This is a genomic window from Geobacter sp. 60473 (genome assembly GCF_036323535.1).
Lineage (GTDB): Bacteria > Desulfobacterota > Desulfuromonadia > Geobacterales > Geobacteraceae > Geobacter > Geobacter sulfurreducens.
The window spans coordinates 651,657-669,479 of the sequence record NZ_AP028967.1 but is presented as its reverse complement, the minus strand read 5'-3'; the positions used below and the strand labels follow the sequence as shown (position 1 = coordinate 669,479).

The 17,823-nt window shown below is 64.8% G+C and carries 17 protein-coding genes; all 17 read right to left on the bottom strand.

Features of this window, described 5'->3' with window-relative positions:
- Positions 1-63: 63 nt before the first annotated feature.
- The gene (locus AABA48_RS03010) at positions 64-567 is read right to left on the bottom strand and encodes an LEA type 2 family protein (RefSeq protein ID WP_286352050.1); all 504 of its coding nucleotides are present in this window, start codon (positions 565-567) and stop codon (positions 64-66) included.
- A gap of 17 nt (positions 568-584) precedes the next feature.
- Positions 585-1,232 carry a transglycosylase SLT domain-containing protein gene (locus AABA48_RS03005; protein ID WP_119333136.1) on the bottom strand — a complete coding sequence of 216 codons (648 nt, stop codon included), beginning with the start codon at positions 1,230-1,232 and terminating at the stop codon, positions 585-587.
- 369 nt (positions 1,233-1,601) lie between these two features.
- Positions 1,602-2,792, bottom strand: a complete 1,191-nt coding sequence (gene trpB, locus AABA48_RS03000; protein ID WP_338271043.1) for a tryptophan synthase subunit beta — start codon at positions 2,790-2,792, stop codon at positions 1,602-1,604.
- 97 nt (positions 2,793-2,889) lie between these two features.
- Positions 2,890-3,318, bottom strand: coding sequence for a macro domain-containing protein (locus AABA48_RS02995; protein ID WP_338271041.1), 429 nt, complete (start codon positions 3,316-3,318; stop codon positions 2,890-2,892).
- Between the two features lie 85 nt (positions 3,319-3,403).
- The gene (locus AABA48_RS02990) at positions 3,404-3,808 is read right to left on the bottom strand and encodes a hypothetical protein (protein WP_052696761.1); all 405 of its coding nucleotides are present in this window, start codon (positions 3,806-3,808) and stop codon (positions 3,404-3,406) included.
- Between the two features lie 131 nt (positions 3,809-3,939).
- Positions 3,940-4,551: a phosphoribosylanthranilate isomerase gene (locus AABA48_RS02985; RefSeq protein ID WP_338271039.1), complete on the bottom strand. Its 612-nt coding sequence runs from the start codon at positions 4,549-4,551 to the stop codon at positions 3,940-3,942.
- A gap of 4 nt (positions 4,552-4,555) precedes the next feature.
- Entirely contained in the window at positions 4,556-5,911 is a 1,356-nt protein-coding gene (locus AABA48_RS02980) for a TrpB-like pyridoxal phosphate-dependent enzyme (RefSeq protein WP_286352046.1), read from the bottom strand.
- Positions 5,912-5,958: 47 nt separating this feature from the next.
- Positions 5,959-6,759, bottom strand: a complete 801-nt coding sequence (gene trpC, locus AABA48_RS02975; RefSeq protein ID WP_286352045.1) for an indole-3-glycerol phosphate synthase TrpC — start codon at positions 6,757-6,759, stop codon at positions 5,959-5,961.
- Positions 6,760-6,762: 3 nt separating this feature from the next.
- The gene (gene trpD, locus AABA48_RS02970; protein ID WP_338271035.1) at positions 6,763-7,815 is read right to left on the bottom strand and encodes an anthranilate phosphoribosyltransferase; all 1,053 of its coding nucleotides are present in this window, start codon (positions 7,813-7,815) and stop codon (positions 6,763-6,765) included.
- A gap of 132 nt (positions 7,816-7,947) precedes the next feature.
- On the bottom strand, positions 7,948-8,517 hold the full coding sequence (locus AABA48_RS02965; RefSeq protein WP_338271034.1) for an anthranilate synthase component II: 570 nt from the start codon (positions 8,515-8,517) through the stop codon (positions 7,948-7,950).
- A gap of 1 nt (position 8,518) precedes the next feature.
- Entirely contained in the window at positions 8,519-9,994 is a 1,476-nt protein-coding gene (trpE, locus tag AABA48_RS02960) for an anthranilate synthase component I (protein WP_338271032.1), read from the bottom strand.
- A gap of 91 nt (positions 9,995-10,085) precedes the next feature.
- Complete coding sequence (locus AABA48_RS02955; protein ID WP_324310995.1) at positions 10,086-11,930, bottom strand: sensor histidine kinase; 1,845 nt, start codon at positions 11,928-11,930, stop codon at positions 10,086-10,088.
- Positions 11,911-12,516 carry a DUF1638 domain-containing protein gene (locus tag AABA48_RS02950; RefSeq protein WP_324310993.1) on the bottom strand — a complete coding sequence of 202 codons (606 nt, stop codon included), beginning with the start codon at positions 12,514-12,516 and terminating at the stop codon, positions 11,911-11,913. Before AABA48_RS02950 ends, AABA48_RS02955 begins: the two co-directional genes overlap by 20 nt.
- Positions 12,506-13,531, bottom strand: coding sequence for a uroporphyrinogen decarboxylase family protein (locus AABA48_RS02945; RefSeq protein ID WP_324310991.1), 1,026 nt, complete (start codon positions 13,529-13,531; stop codon positions 12,506-12,508). Before AABA48_RS02945 ends, AABA48_RS02950 begins: the two co-directional genes overlap by 11 nt.
- Positions 13,528-14,208: a cobalamin B12-binding domain-containing protein gene (locus AABA48_RS02940; protein ID WP_286352038.1), complete on the bottom strand. Its 681-nt coding sequence runs from the start codon at positions 14,206-14,208 to the stop codon at positions 13,528-13,530. Before AABA48_RS02940 ends, AABA48_RS02945 begins: the two co-directional genes overlap by 4 nt.
- Position 14,209: 1 nt before the next feature.
- Positions 14,210-16,477 carry a sensor histidine kinase gene (locus AABA48_RS02935; protein ID WP_338271026.1) on the bottom strand — a complete coding sequence of 756 codons (2,268 nt, stop codon included), beginning with the start codon at positions 16,475-16,477 and terminating at the stop codon, positions 14,210-14,212.
- Positions 16,474-17,622, bottom strand: a complete 1,149-nt coding sequence (locus tag AABA48_RS02930; protein ID WP_338271025.1) for an ABC transporter substrate-binding protein — start codon at positions 17,620-17,622, stop codon at positions 16,474-16,476. The genes AABA48_RS02935 and AABA48_RS02930 overlap by 4 nt, the downstream gene beginning before the upstream one ends.
- Positions 17,623-17,823: the final 201 nt, after the last annotated feature.

Sequence of the window (17,823 nt, the reverse complement as noted above, 5' to 3'; positions counted from 1 at the left end):
TCCGCATTATCAAGTGAAAAGGAGGCCCAAGCGGCGTGGAATCACGCGGCAAGAGGCGCACAATCAGCGTCGGAGGCCGTTGATGGCTTCTGTGAAACCTTTAAGAATCTCTGCGGGGCGATACCGCTGCGGTACGGAAAACGTGCCCGTCGAACTTACCGGCACCAGTGTGAGCCCCAGGGGGGTCTCGACCTCAAGCGACCCGGTCAGCCGATAGGGAATCGCGGCCGGGTCCGGATGCCGCTTGAGAATCTCCATGACTGAGCGGAAGGGGACGCGGAAAGGAAGACGCACATCGGTGGTGGCGCCGCCGGGAAATTCGATGCGCCGGCGCTCTCCCCCCGTGGTCAGGGGGAGAGCCAGCACCTGAAGATCATAGCTGTACCCGGTCAGCGACAGGGCAAAGGAGTTCTCGTTGGTCACGCCGAGAAGCAGCTCAATGTCCACCCCGTCTGCCCCGAAGCCGGTCACGGCCACATCCTTGACCGCGACCCGCGGTTCGGAGAGGAACAGGGAGCAGCCCGAAAGAAAGAGCAGTATGAATGCGGCGAATAATACCTGTTTCACGGGAGAATGATTCCTGGTTACGAAGCCTGCTCCACCTCGATGCGGAGCTCCTGGGCCCGCACCGGAAGCGCCGGCTCCAGCTCTCGAAGGATCTCTCTCCGGTAGCGGCGCCGCTTGATCTCGTAGGCATCGGCCTCGGGGCCGACACCGCAGTAAAGTTTCTTGGCACGGACAAGGTCGCCGTCAGCCATGTCGAGCTTGCTGTAGAGCTCCCGCACGGCGGCTTCGGCGCACTTCTCGTCGTCCTGCATCTCCTCGGGCCGGTAACCGTGGCTGGCGGCGCGGTACGGCATCAACTGCCACACGCCGAGCGCCCCTTTGGGCGATACTGCCTTGGCATTGAATCCGAGGGAACCGGTTTCCGAGAGGGCTATTTCCGCCAGGTCGAGCGGCATGAGGTCGGTGCCGAGGGTTTTCAGGTAGCAGAGGGCTGCGAGCTTGTGGGCGCGCTCAGGGGTCGTCCTCTTGGCGAAGACGACTGCGATGGCCCGGGCCTGGCGCTGTCGTTCATCGTACTCGACGCCCTGCTCCATGAGCCTGCGGACCTCCAGATCGGTCGCGGCGGCGAAGTGCGCCGTCGGACCGGTCTCCTTGCGAAGTCCGCTCTGGTTGCAGGAGACGCTGAAGAGCATCGTTCCTGCCAATACTAGTATCATCTTTTTCATAGTGGTTTTTTGGTCGGGGTACGCAGCTTTGCCGGACGGTCCGCAGTACGGACGGTGATCAGTGGGAACGGCTCCGGCTGAAACCTCCTTTCAGTAAATTTCGGCCTCGCCCCGGACAGCGGGCGGGACCAGACAGGGCGGCAGCGGGCCGCCCGAGGGCTATGGACAGGTTGCTTAATGAATGAAGACCGTTGCAGAAACGGCAAAAGGACCCGTGTGGGGTCCTTTCCCTGTGCCTGTTCTATTTTACAGGCGACGCTAGTTATAAGTTAAAACAGTATGCCTTGTCAAGCTTTTTTCTGAGATTCACCTCTATTTTCAATATGTTGCATTGCGTTTTCAGCGCATTCCCCTCCGGATATCGATCACCTAAAAACGTACCCCCATGGCATCGGCCACGGTATGAATATCCTTGTCCCCCCGACCCGAGAGGCAGACCACGATGGTCTGCTCCTTCGGCAGCGTCGGAGCCAGCTTCACCACATGGGCGATGGCGTGGGACGACTCCAGGGCCGGCATGATCCCCTCCTCGCGGGTAAGAAGCGTGAAGGCCGCCAGGGCCTCCTCATCCGTGACCGACACGTACTCGGCCCGGCCCGCATCCTTGAGCCAGGCATGCTCCGGGCCGACGCCGGGATAGTCGAGGCCGGCGGATATGGAGTGGGCATTGGCGATCTGGCCGAACTCATCCTGGAGCAGGTAGGTCTTGTTCCCGTGGAGGACCCCCACACTCCCCGCGCACAGGGGCGCCGCGTGGGCGCCGGAGGCGATGCCGTGGCCGGCCGCCTCCACCCCCACCATCCGCACCTCCCGGTCATCGAGGAACGGGTAGAAGAGCCCCAGGGCGTTGCTGCCGCCGCCGACGCAGGCCACCAGCACATCCGGCAGCCGCCCCTCGGCCTTCCTGTGCTGGGCCTTGGCCTCCCGGCCGATGACCGCCTGGAAGTCGCGCACCATGGCCGGATAGGGGTGGGGCCCCGCCACGGTGCCGATCACGTAGAAGGTGTTGTGGATGTAGGTCACCCAGTTGCGCAGGGCCTCGTTCATGGCGTCCTTCAGGGTGGCGGTCCCGGCGGTCACCGGCGTGACCGTGGCCCCCAGGAGCTTCATCCGGAAGACGTTCAGGGCCTGGCGCCGGATATCCTCCTCCCCCATGAAGACTTCGCACTCCATGCCGAACAGGGCCGCGATGGTGGCGGTGGCCACCCCGTGCTGCCCCGCGCCGGTCTCGGCGATGACCCGCTTCTTTCCCATCCTTTTGGCCAGAAGCCCCTGGCCGATGGTGTTGTTCACCTTGTGGGCGCCGGTGTGGTTCAGGTCCTCGCGCTTCAGGTAAATCTTCGCGCCCCCGAGCTTTTGCGTGAGCTTTTCGGCGAAATAGAGCGGATTGGGCCGCCCCACGTACTGGCGGAGGTAGTAGTCGAACTCCTCCTTGAACTCGCGGTCGTGCCGGTAGTGGTTGTAGGCCTGCTCCAGCTCCAGCAGGGCCGGCATGAGGGTTTCCGGCACGTAGCGGCCGCCGAACTGGCCGAAGTGGCCCTGCCTGTCGGGTAATTTCATGTATATCCTCCATTGTTCTTATTTATTCGTTTTTGGTCACAGTGGCTGATATCCAGGAACCGGGGCTGACCATTCTCGCACATCAGGGTAAGCCCCATCAAGGGGCAGTGATCACCGTAAACCGATCGTCAAGGATATCCGCCAGAAGCAGCCGCACATCCTGCCACGCCAGGCCGCCACCGCCGCAGCCGGGACGGGGGACGATGACGCGGGTCCACCCTTCCCGGTCGGCAAGCGCCCGTAGTTCCTCGGCGGAGCGCCGGATGAGGCGCAGGTCCGGATTCGCCCACGGGCTCTCCTCCACGGGGAAGCTGACGAGTCCGTCGCCGATGGCGTGGACATGGTTTCCCCCTTCGGACAGCACCGCACCGAGGCGCGCCGGCAGATCAGGGAACCGCTCCCGTGCCTGCTTGGCGCAGCCGCGCCCCAGAACGGCCTCCCCCTTCTTTGTCAGGTGGCCGTTGGTGGTGATGCAGATGATTGCGGTGCCGAGGTGGTCCCAGATGTTGCCGGTGGTTTCGTTCATTGGGGGGCCTGTGGGTGTGTAACGGCTCAAGGCGCCAAAGACGCAGCGTCAGCGGAGACCGCTGTCGCCGAGTGGTTGGACATACTCAGATTATCCATTGAGAAGGATCGCCTTCGAATTTAATCTGCATACATTCGTACTGATCAGAATTGTCTTCCAAATGCATCTCAATTCCGTTTGCGAACTCCATGACTATGAGCCGATCATTGACGATTTGGCAGCGAACGATTTCCGTGTTCATGAGGTCGTAGAATCCAGGATCCGGCCATTTCCCCCCTTCCCAACGAGCGATCGGTTCGCCACGAAGGAAGAGGTTTACGGGTGATTGAATTGTGAAGCTTACGCCGCCGAACGTGAACTGAAGATCAAACTGTCCGACCCTGATCTGCGTTGTAAACTCTCCAACAACAGGAGACAGGTCAAGCTCTTTGGGTGTCTTGTACATATAATTCCTCTGTCCAATAACCATACAAGAAAAGGGGATGGACATTCTCCCCTCCCCTTTTCCATTTCGTTGTTTTTATAAAAGTTCCCACTGCTCACCCCCTGCTCGCGGTGCTCGCTTCCCCCCTACAGGGTAGGGGGGACTGAGAGGGGTACTTCCATGGTCTGCCTCCGGTCTCACCACCCCTTGGCCCGCCGGATGAACTCCCGCACCCTGGCCGCGTCCTTCCGGCCGGGCGCGCTTTCCACGCCGCCGGAGACGTCCACGGCATAGGGCTTCACCGCTTCCACCGCTTCCCGCACGTTGTCGGGGGTGAGTCCCCCGGCGAGGATGAGCGGGCCGAACTCCTTTGCCGCCGCTGCGATGTCCCAGTTGAAGGTGAGGCCGGTGCCGCCGTAGGCCTTGGGGGAGTAGGCGTCCAGCAGGTGGGCAGCCACGCGGTAGTGCCGGATCGGGTCGAGACTGGTGATGTCCTTCACCCTGAAGGCCTTGATCACCCGGCGCTCCACGGCGTCGCAGAACTCGGGCGGCTCGTCGCCGTGGAGCTGGACCAGATCGAGACGGCAGCGGGCGGCCGTGTCGTTGACGAATGCCAGGGGACGGTTCACGAAGAGCCCCACGGTCTGGATAAACGGCGGGAGCCCGGCGATGAAGCCGGCGGCCTGTTCGGGCGTCACGTGGCGGGGCGATTCGTCGTGAAAGACGAAGCCGAGGGCGTCGGCCCCGGCCTCCACCGCCACGAGGGCATCCTCAAGGGATGTTATGCCGCAGATCTTGACGCGGACCATCCGTTCACAGTTCCACCTTGGGCAGTTTGGCCAGGGACTCCCGGATCATCTCCTCGGGGTATTCGACGTCTTCCAGGCCGCCGGAGAGGTAGGCGTCGTAGGCCACCATGTCCAGTTGGCCGTGGCCCGAGAGGCAGAAGAGAATGGTCTTTTCCTTCCCCTCCTCCTTGGCGATGACTGCCTCGTCAATGGCGGCCCGCACCGCGTGGGACGATTCGGGGGCCGGCACGATCCCCTCGTGCCGGGCAAAGAGGTGGGCTGCCTCGAAACAGGCGGTCTGGCGGTACGACTTGGCCTCAATGAGGCCGGCATGGTGGAGTTGCGACACCAGGGGCGACTCGCCGTGGTAGCGCAGCCCGCCGGCGTGGATACCGGGCGGCATGAAGTCGTGCCCCAGGGTGTACATCATGGCGATGGGGGCCATCTTGGCAGTGTCGCCGTAGTCGAAGGCGTAGATCCCCTTGGTCAGGGTCGGGCACGAGGCGGGCTCCACGGCCAGACAGCGGACGTTCTTGCCGGCGGCCCGGTCGGCCAGGAACGGGAAGGCCGTGCCGGCAAAGTTGGAGCCGCCGCCGCAGCAGGCGATGACCACGTCGGGGTAGTCGCCGGCCAGGGCCAGCTGTTCCCTGGCCTCCTGGCCGATGATGGTCTGGTGGAGGCAGACGTGGTTCAGGACGCTGCCCAGGGCGTAATTGGTGTCGGCGCGGGAGGCGGCGTCCTCCACCGCCTCGGAGATGGCGATGCCGAGGCTGCCGTTGCTGTCCGGGTCGTGGGCCAGGATGGAGCGCCCGGCGTTGGTGAACTCGGACGGCGACGGGATCACGTTGGCCCCCCAGAGCTGCATCATGCTTTTGCGGTACGGCTTCTGGGTGCACGACACCTTGACCATGTAGACCGTGCACTCCAGGCCGAACATGGAGCAGGCCAGGGCCAGGGAACTCCCCCACTGCCCGGCGCCGGTCTCGGTGGCGAGGCGGCGGATGCCCGCCTGCTTGTTGTAGTACGCCTGGGGGATGGCGGAGTTGGGCTTGTGTGAGCCGGCCGGGGACACCCCTTCGTATTTGTAGTAGATCTTCGCCGGGGTGCCGAGGGCCTGCTCCAGCCGGTGGGCACGGTAGAGGGGGGACGGCCGCCAGAGGCGGTAGATCTCCCGCACCTCTTCCGGGATCGGGATCCACCGTTCGCCCGAAACCTCCTGCTCGATGATGGCCATGGGGAAGATGGGGAGAAGGTCGTCGGGGGTCACCGGCTGAAGGGTGCGGGGGTTGATGACCGGCGCCAGGGGCCCGGGCATGTCGGGGATGATGTTGTACCAGTGGGTCGGGATGCGGCTTTCGTCCAGCACTATTTTAGTTTGCATCGGATCTCCTTTGCGATGGCGTCTGTCTGATCGTGGGGGCCACTGAACTATCCCAGCAACTCCCGCAGTTTTGCCCCGATATCCTCCTCCCGCATGAGGGATTCGCCGATGAGGAAGCCGTGGGCGCCGGCAGCCTGGAGGCGGAGGATGTCGTCACGGGTGTTGATGCCGCTCTCGGTCACCACGAACCGGTCGGCGGGGATCATGGGGATGAGCCGCTCGGTGGTGCCCAGGTCGGTGACAAAGGTGCGGAGGTTGCGGTTGTTGATCCCGATCAGGGTGCAACTCGACGCAAGGGCCGTCTCCAGCTCCTGCTCGTCGTGGACCTCCAGCAGCACGTCGAGGTACTGCTCCCGGGCAAAGCCGGCCAGATCCTCGATCTGCGCCGGTTCCAGCATGGCGGCGATGAGGAGGATGGCGTCGGCCCCGGCGGCGCGGGCCTCGTAGACCTGATAGGGGTCGAAGAGGAAATCCTTGCGCAGCAGCGGCAGCCGCACCTGTTCCCGGATCAGGGCCAGGTTGCGGAGGTTGCCCAGGAAGAACTGCTCGTCGGTCAGGACCGAGAGGCAGGCGGCGCCGTTCTGCTCATAGGTCTCGGCAATCTCCAGGGGATCGAAGTCGGGGCGGATGACTCCCTTGGAGGGGGACCCTTTCTTCACCTCGGCGATGACGGCGGTCCAGCCGGAGGCGTGGCAGTCCCGCAGGGCCCGCTCGAAACCGCGGGGCTGGTCCTCCAGATCCGCGATGCGGGCCTTCACCTCGGCCAGGGGGGCAGCGGACCGGGCCGCTGCCACTTCGCCCCGTTTGTGCTCGACGATCTTCTTCAGGATGTCAGGGGTATCGGTCATGGTTTACTCGTTGGTGAGGGATTTGAGTTGTTCCAGCTTCGCCAGGGCACGGCCCGAGTCGATGGCCTCGGCGGCGAGGCGGATTCCCTCGGCCGGATCGGCGGCCTTGCCCGCGGCCACAAGGGCATAGGCGGCGTTCAGGAGCACCACATCCCGCCTGGGGCCCTTCTCCCCCTCGAGGATACTGCGGACGATGCGGGCATTGCCGGCCGCGTCGCCGCCGCGAAGCTCCCCGGCGGGGCAGGAGGCAAACCCGAATTCTTCCGGCGTGATGGTCCGCACCGTCACCCCGTCACGGGTCACTTCGGCGAGGCAGGTCTCGCGGGTGAGGGTGATCTCGTCCATGCCGTCCATGCCGTGAACCACGAAGCCCCGGCGGCAGCCCAGCTTGTGGAGGACGCGGGCCAGTTGCTCCACCAGCTCCTCCCGGTAGACGCCCAGCACCTGGCAGTCGGCGCCGGCGGGGTTGGTGAGGGGTCCGAGGATATTGAAGATGGTCCGGATGCCGATCTCCTTGCGGGGGCCGATGGCGTGCTTCATGGCGCCGTGCAGGGCCGGGGCGAAGAGGAAGCCGATGCCGATCTTCGCAATGGCCTGTTCCACGGTCTCCGGGGTCACGTCCAGGTTGACGCCCAGGGACTCCAGCACGTCGGCGCTTCCGCAGGCCGACGACACGGCCCGGTTGCCGTGTTTGGCCACCTTGACCCCGCAGGACGCCACCACGAAGGCGACGGTGGTGGAGATGTTGAAGGTGTTGGTGCCGTCCCCGCCGGTGCCCACCACGTCCAGGATCGTTTCCTGGTCGATGTTGATGTCGTCCCGGTCGATATCGAGGACTCCCTTGCCGACCCGGATGGGGGTGGCCCGATCCCGCATCACCCGCGCCGCGCCGGTGATCTCTTCCACCGTCTCACCCTTCATCCGCAGGGCGGTGATAAAGGCCGCGATCTGGGCCGGAGTTGCCCCGCCGGACATGATCTGGTCCATGACCTCGATCATCTCCGCTTCCGTGAGGTCGATGCGCTCGACCACCTTGGCGATTGCTTTTTTGATCATTGTACCTTCCTCGTGAAACGTGGATTTTTTGCAAGGTCAAGGCGTCCGAGAAAAGACAGCGCAGGCGTACTGATCAGTACGTCGAGCATGTCTTTCCGAAGGACAACGCGGAGATTGCGGAAAAGCCGCGTTTCACTTCGTCATCTCCAGGAAATTACGCAGAAGATCCATCCCCCCCTCGGTGAGGATCGACTCGGGGTGGAACTGGACCCCCCAGACCGGCAGGTCCCGGTGGGCGAGCCCCATGATCTCCCCCTCCTCCACCCAGGCGGTGATCTCAAGGCAGTCCGGAAGGCTGGCCCGCTCCACCACCAGGGAATGGTACCGGGTAGCGTTGAAGGGGTTGGGGAGCCCCCGGAAGAGCCCCTGCCCGTTGTGATGGATGGGGGAGGTCTTGCCGTGCATCAGCGTGGAGCTGCGGACCACCGTGCCCCCGAACGCGACGCCGAGGGACTGGTGTCCAAGGCAGACGCCGAGGATTGGAATCTTCCCGGCAAAATGCCGGATGGCGGCCACGGAGATCCCCGCCTCCTCGGGCGAGCAGGGTCCGGGGGATATGACCAGGCGCCGGGGCGCCAGGGCCTCGATCTCATCCAGGGTAATGCCGTCGTTGCGGAAGACCCGCACATCCTCGCCCAACTCGCCGAAATACTGGACGATATTGAAGGTGAAGGAGTCGTAGTTGTCGATCATCAGGAGCATGTCAGTCCAACCCCTTTTCCGCCGTCTCGATGGCCTTCACCACGGCCATGGCCTTGTTGACCGTCTCCTGGTACTCGGAGGCCGGGTCAGAGTCGGCCACGATGCCGGCCCCGGCCTGGAGATGCACCATGCCGTCGCGGATGACGAGGGTGCGGATGGCGATGGCCAGATCCATGGTGCCGGAGAAGGAGAAGTACCCCACTGCGCCGCCGTAGACTTCCCGGCGCACCGGCTCCAGCTCGTCGATGATCTCCATGGCCCGCACCTTGGGGGCGCCGGAGAGGGTGCCGGCCGGGAAGGTGGCCCGCACCACGTCGAAGGCGTCCCTCCCCTCGGCCAGTTCGCCCTGGACGTTGGAAACGATGTGCATCACGTGGGAGTAGCGCTCGATCACCATGAGCTCCGACACCTTCACGGTGCCGGTGCGGCAGACCCGTCCAAGATCGTTGCGCCCCAGGTCCACGAGCATGACGTGCTCGGCCCGCTCCTTGGGGTCGGCCAGGAGTTCCTCGGCCAGCTGCTCGTCCTGTTCCGGCGTGGCGCCCCGGGGGCGGGTGCCGGCGATGGGGCGAAGCTCCACCCGGCTCCCCTCCCGGCGCACCATGACTTCGGGCGAGGCGCCCACCACCAGGGTATCGTCCAGGCGGAGGAAAAACATGTAGGGCGACGGGTTCAGGGTCCGCAATACCCGGTAGATGTCGAGGGGGTCCACGGTGAGCTCGCCGGAAAAACGCTGGGACAGGACCACCTGGATGATGTCGCCGGCCCGGACGTACTCCTTGGCCCGTTCCACGGCATCCTCGAACGCCTCCCGGGTGATATTGGAAGAAAAGGAGACATTCCGGGCCGCGGCCGCGGCGGGCTGGGGCGGCAGCGGCGCCCTGAGCCGGGCGATGATCCCGTCGATCCGGGCAACGGCGTCGGCATAGGCCGCTTCGGCGGAAACACCCTCGTCCTGGTGGGCATTGGAGACCACCGTGATCTTCTGGCGCATGTTGTCGAAGATCACGATGGTGTCGGTGATGAGGAAGCAGGAGTCCCAGGCGCCGATCACGGCGGGTTTGTCCGTGGGAAGCCGCTCGAAGTGGCGGACCATGTCGTAGCCGAGGTACCCCACGGCGCCGCCGAAGAAGCGGGGAAGCCCGGGGATCTCCACGGGCCGGAACCGGGCCAGGAAATCGCGGACAAAGCCGAGGGGGTCGTCCGTCGTCACGGAACGGGTCTCGCCGTTGGTTATGATCTCGACGGTGTTGCCCCGGCTGCGGATGACCGTGGAAGGACTGGCGCCGAGAAAGGTATAGCGGGCCCACTTTTCGCCCCCCTCGATACTCTCCAGGAGGAAGGCATAGCGGCCGTCGTCGAGCTTGCGGAAGGCGCTGACCGGGGTGTCCATATCCGCCATGATCTCGCGGCAGACAGGAATCAGGTTACCCCGGGCGCCCAGGGCGCGGAAGGTATCCAAGTCGGGGAAATACACGGGAGGCTCCGGAACGGGTCGGCAAGGGAGGTGGAACGAAAAAAAGACCCTTTTTAGAATGGGTTAAACTAGCACGGTATACGGCGGAGTGTCAAGAAAGGGCGCAGGACGGAACGATGCCGGGAATGGTGAAACAGAACGTTGCCCCCTTCCCCGGCTCGCTCTCGGCCCAGATGCGACCGCCATGCCGAAGCACGATCCGGTGGGCTGTGGCAAGGCCCACGCCGGTCCCCTCATATTCGGAGGCGGCATGAAGGCGCTGGAACGGCTTGAAGAGCTTGTCGGCATGGGCCATGTCAAAGCCGGCGCCGTTGTCCGACACACAGAAAACCGGCTCTCCCTCCTGGTGCCACCGACCGAAGCGGATAACGGCGTGCTCGGTTCGGGAGGTATACTTCCAGGCGTTCTGCAGGAGATTCTGGAGCAGCAGCGGCAGCAGCGTGTGGTCGCCGTTGGCCGCCAGCCCCTCCTCGATCGTGACATCGACCCGGCGCCCGGGCTCGGTTTCCCGCAGGGAATCGATGATGTCGCGGGCCAGGCGGCTCAGGTCCGTGGGCTCTTCGGCCAGTTCGGTCCGGGAGACCCGGGACAGGGTCAGCAGATCATCGATGATGGAGCCCATCCGGCGCGTGGCGGCCTGGAGCCGCGCCAGGTGCTCGCGCCCCTGATCGTCCAGCAGATGGCCGTAATCTTCCAGAAGAATGGTTCCGTAGCTGTTGATGTGGCGCAGGGGCGCCCGCAGGTCGTGGGAGACCGAGTAGCAGAACGATTCCAGCTCGTGATTGGAGACCGTCAATTGGGTTGTGCGCTCCTCAACCCTCCGTTCAAGTTCGGCATTGAGGGTCAGGATCGCCTCCTCGGAGCGCATCCGCTGGATGGCAAGGGCGAAGAACTTGGCCACGCGGCCGATGGATTCCAGGTCGCGCTCGGTGTAGTCCCGGCCGGGATTGGCCAGGGAAATCTGGGCCACCACCTCGTCGCCGAGCATGACCGGCACCGACAGGAAATGCCTGAGCGGGATATGACCAGCCGGCACGCCCACGGCGCAAGGGTGGCCGACAGGATCATTGGTGAAGAAGGGGCTCTTTGTATTGAGCGAATGTCCCCAGAGGGCCGGATAGGAACCATCCCGGTTGGGCGGAAACAGGATTCGCCGCCCCGCCTCCTCACCCTGCCAGAGGCTGTCCAGCATGGAGGTGAACGTATGAATCACCGAGGTCCGCGTCAGCGGATCAATGGTGGCGACGAATCCGTGCGCGCTCCCCGTGAGCCCCATGGCCCCTTCCAGGATACGGTTGGAGACCTCCTCAATATCGACATCGGGGGAGATCAGGCAAGGATAGAGTTCCGCCAGTGCCCGATCAACCTCCGCGCGCCAGAGCAGATCGTGGGTCCGCGTCACCACTGCTCTCTCAAGATCGCGATAGAGAACGGCATTGCGGAAGATGAGGGCGAGGACCGTGGCGAGCCGTTCCAGCGATGCGGCTATCGTCTGGATGCCGACCCGGTCCATGACGCCGAGCAGCAGGAGCACCCCCACCCGCCGGCTCCCCACATTGAGGGGAAGGATGAGCGAATCGCCGTAGCCGAGGGCGGTCAACACCTCGCTCCCCCGATCCATCCGCCCCTGGGGAGACCAGAGTTCGGGCCCCTCCAGTTCGAGGCTCAGTAGAGCCAGCTGTTCGAGGGACTCCGGCGGGATCTCTCCCCGGCGCCGCTCGGGGCAGATGCTCACCAGGTCGTGCCCCCTTTCCGGCGCGTCGGGCACGCACTGCAGGAGCGCCACAGTCCTCACCCCGACCAGCTCGCGGACCTGGGCAGTCAGATAGGCGCCGCACCGGCCGGGATTCTCCGCCAGCTTGAGCACGTTCTCCAGCAACTCCATAAAAAGGAAGTGGAACGCGTTCTGATCCCGTTCAACCATCAGTTCCGCCATCACCCATGATCTCTTCCACTGCCCGGACCAGCGCGGCGGTCTCCACCGCCTCCACCGTCACGGGAAGCCCCAAGAAATGCCCGATTCTCTCCAACTCCTCCAGGGGGACCGCCGTCACCCCCGTATCCAGGTACGTAATGCGTGTGTGCATCTCGCCCATGAACTGGGCGGCCAGCCGTGAGTTCGCAAAGCCGAGCCGCCGGATAAAGACGTCTTCCCAGCGTGAGATCCATTCCGGGAGCAAAAAAAAGACCCCATCGCGCAGCATCCGGTGGTAACGCTCCGGCCCGAGCAGAATCTCGCAGCAGTTGACTCCCCTGACGCGCCGGACACCGGGCAGGGAGCCATGCTCCAACATGCGTGCGTGACAGTCGCCGAAGAGGAGCACTAGCGGCCCGTCGGCCAGGGAGCCGATCAGCTTGTTCATCTCCGCCTCCAGCAGACCGGGCGTCATGTGGAGCATCGACTCCAGGAATCGCACGGGCCAGGGAAAGCGCCCCTGCCGCGCGAGATGCTCGATCTCCGGCCGGAAGATGCCGCAGCTCACCACTGTCGCATGCCCTGGCCTCAGCGCGTCATTGCCCATGGCGCTGCCACTGCCGGATGGTATCCGCAACCGCGGCGACGGTTTCCGGCGGGGTATTCCAAGGCACGTCCGCGGCCGAGGAGGCGAAGATGAAGTGGCGATCGTCCCGGCGGTCGGCCAGGATTTCTGCCGTGATGCGGCAGGCGTCGTCGGGAGTCAGCAGGCCGAGCAGCGGCCCGTTGAGCTTGCCGAGCAGGACCCGTCCGTCGCCGACCCTGGCACGGGCTTCCTGGAAGCTGTCCCGCGGATCGATGACAAAACCGGCCACGCCGGGGAGTCCGGCCAGTTCCCCGAGAAAGGGTGCGAGCCGGTTGCCGCCGTGATGGAACACCAGGGGACCCGGCACCTGCGCAAAGGCCGCCGCCAGGGCCGGCACGATCCGCTCGACCGCAATCCGCGAGGTAACCAGCGCCGTATTGAAGAACATGACCGGCATGGCCACAAAATCAGCACCATCCTCCAGCAGGCGGGTCGCCATGGCCACGAAATGGCGGCCCGTCTTCTCCAGCACCGCTGATGCCAGTTCCGGCTCGAAGAGCAGCGTTTCCAGCCAGGCGTCGATGCCCATGACGATGGCGGGGAGATCCACGGGCGCGGTGAGGATGCCGGCCAGGGGAACCCGTCCCTTGTACCCGTCAGCCAGGATCCTGACGCTCTCCCGCAGGTAGAGGAGGGCCGGGTGCCCGTCGGGGTCGGGATCGGCAAGGCGCATGAAATCGGCGGCATTCTTCACCACCGGCTTGACCACGTTGGGGGGGCCGTGCCGGTGATGGACGATGGTGCTGCCGAAGGCCTCGGCCTCGCGGGCAAGGGCAAAGGGAGCATAGAGGATATCCGGGGAGAAGAACTCCGCCACGCGACGCTGCCCCTCCGCATAGAGGCGGGGAGACGTGTAGTACTGCTCCGTCGGCGCGCCGATCAGCCTGGCGCCGTACAGACTCAGGGTGAGGGTGAACGGTGGGCGGTCGGTCTCACCCCCCCCCATGGCGGCCATGACCCGATCGAACGACGTCATGCCGCATCACTCCGGTCATGGGCGCGGCGCCACAATTCATCGAACAGCGTCGGCGCGGCCAGGGCGCTGTCGGCGGTGCCGTCTCCGCCCACTTCAGCCACCAGCTCCGGCCGGAGCTTGAACACGGCGCCGCCCACGGCAAGCTGCACGCGGCCGGAGAGCCCCAGGCGGTCCAGTTCGTCGCGGATCCGGCGGATCGTGCGCGCCGTGACGAGCATCATGGCGGAGACTCCGATAATCCGGGCATCGCTCTCCACGGCCCGGGCAATGAACTCGCGGGGGGGAACGTCGTTGCCCAGGTCGATCACCTGCCAGCCGGCGGCCCGCAGGAAGGTAACGACCATCTTCCGTCCCAGTGAATGGAAATCATCCTCGATGTTGCCGACAACCACGGGTCCCCGGGCCGGCGGGCGTCCGGTGCCGTCGGCGGAGGCCAGCGCCCTGGTCAGCGTATCCTCGGCGATCTTGCCCGCCACGAACCCCTGGGCAAGGCTGATCTCTTCCCGTCCCCACCGCTCGCCGATCTCGCGCAGCACGGGCTCAAGCACGTCGTTGAGGGCATTGGTATAGCCGTGTTCGTCCGCCCACCGGGCGATCAGCGCATTGGCACCGTCGCGGTCCGCGTCGACAATGAGACGCAGCAGCTCTTCGTGCTCACTCGTCAGGGACTGTTCCATGCTACCCCCCTTCGGGCTGGTCCAGGGTAAAATAGACGGTTGCCCCCTTGCCCACCTCGCCCTCGGCCCAGACGCGGCCTCCGTGGCGCTGGACGATCCGCATGACCGTGGCCAGCCCGATGCCGGTCCCCTCGAACTCCTCGGCCCGATGGAGCCGCTGGAACGGCCGGAACAGCTTGTCCACGTAGCGCATGTCGAAACCGGCGCCGTCGTCGCTGACGAAAACGGCCCGGGTGCCGCCAACGTCGGCCGCACCGATCCGGATGTGGGCTTCTTCGTTTTTTGCCGTGTACTTCCAGGCATTGTCCACAAGGTTGGCAAGGGCCACGCGCAGAAGCGTCGGGTCTCCTTCCGCCGTGATACCGTCGTCGATCTCGAAGGAAACCCGCCGCTCCGGCCGGGTCTCCTGGTGCTCGCGCGCCAGTTCCCGCGCCATCCGGCTCAGGTTGACCCGCTCCCGCCGCATGACCTCGCGGGAAACGCGCGACAGCTCCAGCAGGTCGTCGATGAGCTGACCCATGCGCCGGGCCGCGCTCCTGATCCGCTCCAGATAGCCCTTGCCCGTTTCCGGGAGGACGTCGCCGCACTCCTCCATCAGCGCCAGGCCGAATCCGTTTATGTGGCGCAGGGGCGCCCGAAGATCGTGGGATACCGAGTAGCTGAACGATTCCAGCTCGCGATTGGCGGCCTCCAGCAGGGCCGTCCGCTCGCGCACCCGTTCCTCAAGCTCCGCGTTGAGCTGGCGAATCCGCAGTTCCGCCTGCTTGCGCTCGGTAATCTCCCGCATTACCGCCTGCACGGCCGGCCGGCCCTGATGGGTGTAGGGGATGCCCACCACTTCCACATCAACCACGGTTCCGTCCAGACGAACGATCTGCTGCTCGCACAGCGGCGCCGGACTCCGCTCATGGTAGAGCAGCCTGATCCGCTCGGCAACCAGCTGACGGCTGGAGGGATGGACGAAATCCGTAATCTCCCGCCCCAGGAGCTGATCGGCGGTATCGGCACCGTACAGGCGCAGGGCCGCGGGGTTGGCGAATACGTAACGGCCCTCGCAGTGGACGAGGACGGCATCGGGAGCGGATTCCACCAGCTGGCGGTAGCGCTCCTCGCTTTCCACCAGCCGGTCCTGGCTCACCTGGTACTCGTCGAGCTGCTGGCGCAACTCCTCTTCGGTCATGGCCAGCTCTTCGTTGCGCTCCTTCAGCTCGCTTTCCCGCGTCTTGACCGCATCGGCCATGGAGCGGAACCCGTCCCCCAGCTCGTCTATTTCGCGGAAGCTGCGGGGCAGAGGCACAACGTCATAGCTGCCGCGGGCGATCTGCCGGGCGCTGGCCATAAGCGCCGTGACCGGACGGAAGATCACCGACCTCCCCGCCAGGGCCAGCAGCGAAGCCAGCACGATGGTCGCCAGGATGGCAATCCGGAAAATCATCTCGATCTCGTTCACCGGGGCCAGGGCCGTGGCCAGGGGGACCTCGACGATGACGAGCCACCCCGTCTCCTGAATCTGCACCACGCTGCCGAGGTGGCTCTTGCCGTTCATCACGTAGGTATGGGTGCCGGCCTTGCCCGCCAGCCCCTCGCGGACGATGTCGAGCCCGCCCAGGTCGGTCTGCCGGCGGACCAGGGAGTAGTCCGGATGACCGATGACCTTGCCGCGACTGCTGACGATGATGACCGTTCCCTGGTCGTCGGGCTTCGCATGGGCGGAAATGTCGCTCAACACCCTGAGCCCGAGGGTGCCGACCACGACCCCATCCCCGGCCGGCGCGGCGAACATGACCGCCGGATCTCCGGAAATAGACGACAGGAATACCTTGGACCGGCTCAACTCCCCCTTGGTGCGCGTTTCCAGGAAAATCGGCAGCCTGGAGAAATCCATGCCGAGGTAATCGCCGGACGAACCCTTTGCATTGCGCGCAAGTGCAACGTTCACGACCCTGCCGGTGCGGTCGAGCAGGAAAAGCGATTCGAAGAGACCGGTGGAACGGATTTCCTCCTGAAGTTCGACAGACTGGCTGGCCAGGTCCTTATCATCCTCCAGGACCTTGCCGATGTGCTCGATAAAGTTGGACGGCTCCCGCAGGCTGCTCTCCACCTCCCGCGCGACCGACCGCGCCAGGGTGAGGTTGCTGGCCCCCACGTGATGCAGAAGATCGCTGCGCTGGGCTGATCGCGCGATCAGTCCCACAGTGAGCACCGGCACCACCCCTACTATGAGCAGGGCCGCCAGCAGAGCCGTCTTGAAGCTTATCCGCCGGTTCACGGCACCTCCACCCGCCGAAACGCTCCCTGGCGCACGGTCATCAGGAACGGCTTCCGGTCGGTATCGCCGAAACGATCAATGGTAAACTCGCCCTGAAGACCGGGAAAGGTTCCGGTGCCGAGGATCGCCCCCTTCAGCCCCCGGGGCGCGGGATTTTTTGCCAGCCCCGCGCCGGTCACCTTGACCGCCTGGTACGCATAGACGGCCCCGAAGTCGGGAGGCTGGCCGAAACGTGTCTCGAAGGCCCGGCAGAAGGTCACATAGGGGGTGGAGTCGTCATCGCGGATGAAATTCTGGCAGTAAACGATCCCCTCCACCGCGGTCCCGCCGTGCATGAGGAGCTCGGGCGTGCTGGACCATTCGGTGGCGAAGAGGGCCGTGGAAGTGTCGAGCTTGCGGATCTGCTGGCAGAGCATGGCGGCATCAACGGCACCGGCCAGGATGAGAACCCCCTGCGGCTTCTTTGCCAGGAGCGTTCTGGCCACGGACAGGTAATCGGTCTGGCCGGACGCATCGAAGGAGACCGCCGGCGCGACGGTGCCGCCCAGCGACTCGAACTGCCGGGTGAACGCCTGCCGCCAGTCGTCGGTGTAGGAGCGATTGGAAAGGTCGTACACCACGGCCAGCCGGGACAGCCCCAGGCTCGTGCGGGCATATTCGGCCAGCTGCCGGGTCTTCTGGGCGTTGGTGGGATAAATGCGGAGGAAGTTGTCGTCTTTGCCGCTGAGATCGCCCGTGCTGACGGTGGGGCTGATCATGACCACCGGCGAACCGTTAATGACGGGCACCGTTGCCATGGCCATGGAGCTGGTCATGGGTCCGACGATGGCGGCGACGCCGGCCGCGATCAGCTCGCGCACGGCAGTCTGGGCGCTCCCGGCCTTGCCCTCGTCGTCGCGGATCACCAGTTCCAGGCGCTTTCCGTTAATGCCGCCCGCCCGGTTGATCTCCTCCACGGCAAAGATGGTACCGTCGCGGCCGGCAACGCCCAGATCGGAATGGCGGCCGCTGAGGGTGCCCAGATAGCCGATTTTCAAAGAGTCGTCGCGTCGGCATCCCGACATGGTCGAAACCATGACAGCCGCGCAGGCGAGCAACGCAACCGGACGCAGGGCGAAAAGCCGCGCGAAGGGCCTGATTACCATGGGTATCGCTCCTCGGTGATCGAATGTTCTCACGTGATCATGCCCATTCGAATCGGACAAACTCCAGACCTTTTGCAAACTATGTTCCATCATCACACAGCTGATGCGCCGTTACCACAGGCAATCCGGAAACACCACTCCGTCGCATCATCCCCCTTGAAATTCGTTGCGGCGATGATTAGGTTAATGACCACACGCACA

What these genes read in the sequence shown, in the direction of transcription:
- AABA48_RS02985 (WP_338271039.1), bottom strand. Translation starts at nt 4,551, where the DNA reads ATGGTCCGCGTCAAGATCTGCGGCATAACATCCCTTGAGGATGCCCTC.
- trpB (WP_338271043.1), bottom strand. Translation starts at nt 2,792, where the DNA reads ATGAAATTACCCGACAGGCAGGGCCACTTCGGCCAGTTCGGCGGCCGC.
- AABA48_RS02990 (WP_052696761.1), bottom strand. Translation starts at nt 3,808, where the DNA reads ATGTCCATCCCCTTTTCTTGTATGGTTATTGGACAGAGGAATTATATG.
- AABA48_RS02955 (WP_324310995.1), bottom strand. Translation starts at nt 11,930, where the DNA reads ATGGCGGAACTGATGGTTGAACGGGATCAGAACGCGTTCCACTTCCTT.
- trpD (WP_338271035.1), bottom strand. Translation starts at nt 7,815, where the DNA reads ATGATCAAAAAAGCAATCGCCAAGGTGGTCGAGCGCATCGACCTCACG.
- AABA48_RS02950 (WP_324310993.1), bottom strand. Translation starts at nt 12,516, where the DNA reads ATGGGCAATGACGCGCTGAGGCCAGGGCATGCGACAGTGGTGAGCTGC.
- AABA48_RS02945 (WP_324310991.1), bottom strand. Translation starts at nt 13,531, where the DNA reads ATGACGTCGTTCGATCGGGTCATGGCCGCCATGGGGGGGGGTGAGACC.
- AABA48_RS02940 (WP_286352038.1), bottom strand. Translation starts at nt 14,208, where the DNA reads ATGGAACAGTCCCTGACGAGTGAGCACGAAGAGCTGCTGCGTCTCATT.
- AABA48_RS02980 (WP_286352046.1), bottom strand. Translation starts at nt 5,911, where the DNA reads ATGCAAACTAAAATAGTGCTGGACGAAAGCCGCATCCCGACCCACTGG.
- AABA48_RS02930 (WP_338271025.1), bottom strand. Translation starts at nt 17,622, where the DNA reads ATGGTAATCAGGCCCTTCGCGCGGCTTTTCGCCCTGCGTCCGGTTGCG.
- AABA48_RS02965 (WP_338271034.1), bottom strand. Translation starts at nt 8,517, where the DNA reads ATGCTCCTGATGATCGACAACTACGACTCCTTCACCTTCAATATCGTC.
- trpC (WP_286352045.1), bottom strand. Translation starts at nt 6,759, where the DNA reads ATGACCGATACCCCTGACATCCTGAAGAAGATCGTCGAGCACAAACGG.
- AABA48_RS02995 (WP_338271041.1), bottom strand. Translation starts at nt 3,318, where the DNA reads ATGAACGAAACCACCGGCAACATCTGGGACCACCTCGGCACCGCAATC.
- AABA48_RS03005 (WP_119333136.1), bottom strand. Translation starts at nt 1,232, where the DNA reads ATGAAAAAGATGATACTAGTATTGGCAGGAACGATGCTCTTCAGCGTC.